Source organism: Mucilaginibacter sp. P2_A5, assembly GCF_056404995.1.
Genome location: NZ_JBFUCY010000080.1, coordinates 1 through 1,147 on the forward strand (window position 1 = coordinate 1; position 1,147 = coordinate 1,147).

Here is a 1,147-nt window from a genome sequence, read left to right on the forward strand (position 1 = left end):
GTATATTTATCTGACAATCAGATGGATACAAAAAATAAGACAAGTACTATTTTCGCTTATTTTAGCGAAATGCAAGACTTCCGCATTGACAGAAAAAAGCAACATCTACTAACAGATATCATTACAATTACTATAGCCGCTGCATTATGTGGTATTGAAAGTTATAATGACATCGAAGATTTCGGGGTGGTTAGAGAAGACTGGTTAAAAACCTTTTTGGAACTTCCTAACGGGATTCCTTCGCATGATACCTTTAACCGGGTATTTGCTAACATGGATCCGGTTAAATTTGAAGCATGTTTCAGGAATTGGGTGAACTCTATTCTTGATGGTCATATCGGCCAGCTAATCAGCATTGATGGAAAAACCATACGGGGCGCTAAAAGCCATGGGGTAAAATCGCCGATACATATGGTAAGTGCCTGGGCAAGTGATAGTAATATGGTTTTCGGACAAGTAAAAGTAACCGAAAAATCCAATGAAATAACGGCTATCCCCGAACTGTTAAAAAGCTTGCTTATAAAGGATTGTCTCATCAGCATAGATGCTATGGGTTGCCAGGAAGATATTGCTACATGCATTATAAAAGGTGAGGGAGATTATCTTCTGGCAGTAAAAAACAACCAGTCATCATTATACCAGGATATAGAAGATTCATTCCGGTTTTTAAAGACGGCAGGCTATGATGAAACTATTGATATTGATCATGGGCGGATAGAAACCAGAAAATGCACTATAATAACGGACTTAGCACATATTGGAGCGCCTGAAAGGTGGACAAATTTAAAAGTTTTAGTAAAGATGGAAAGCGAAAGATGTTTCAAAGCCACCGGAAAAACCGAGAACTCAATTCGTTACTATATTGGAAGCAAATCTGCTGATGCCGCTTTCTACCAGAAAAATATCCGGCGACATTGGGCGATAGAAAACAAGCTGCATTGGACGCTTGACGTTGTCTTTCACGAAGATGCCGACAGAAAAAGGAACAAACACGCAGCCCAAAACTTTTCCCTGATCAATAAGGTAGCTTTAAATATACTTAAAAATGATCAAACGAAGAACATCAGTATCCGAAGAAAAAAGAACATTGCCGCATGGGATCTTAAATATTTACTTATGCTACTGAAATTTTAATGCGTTTGCCCTG

General features: G+C 38.4%; 1 protein-coding gene. It reads left to right on the plus strand.

Annotated elements, in window-relative coordinates; translation table 11 throughout:
* The first annotated feature begins 21 nt into the window (after positions 1–21).
* A complete protein-coding gene (locus AC1DXF_RS29425) occupies positions 22–1,134 on the plus strand; it encodes an ISAs1 family transposase (protein ID WP_477452247.1) in 1,113 nt (370 codons plus the stop codon).
* Positions 1,135–1,147 lie beyond the last annotated feature (13 nt).

Bases quoted from the DNA above. Each gene is read 5' to 3' on its own strand.
- AC1DXF_RS29425 (WP_477452247.1), top strand. From the start codon at position 22: ATGGATACAAAAAATAAGACAAGTACTATTTTCGCTTATTTTAGCGAA.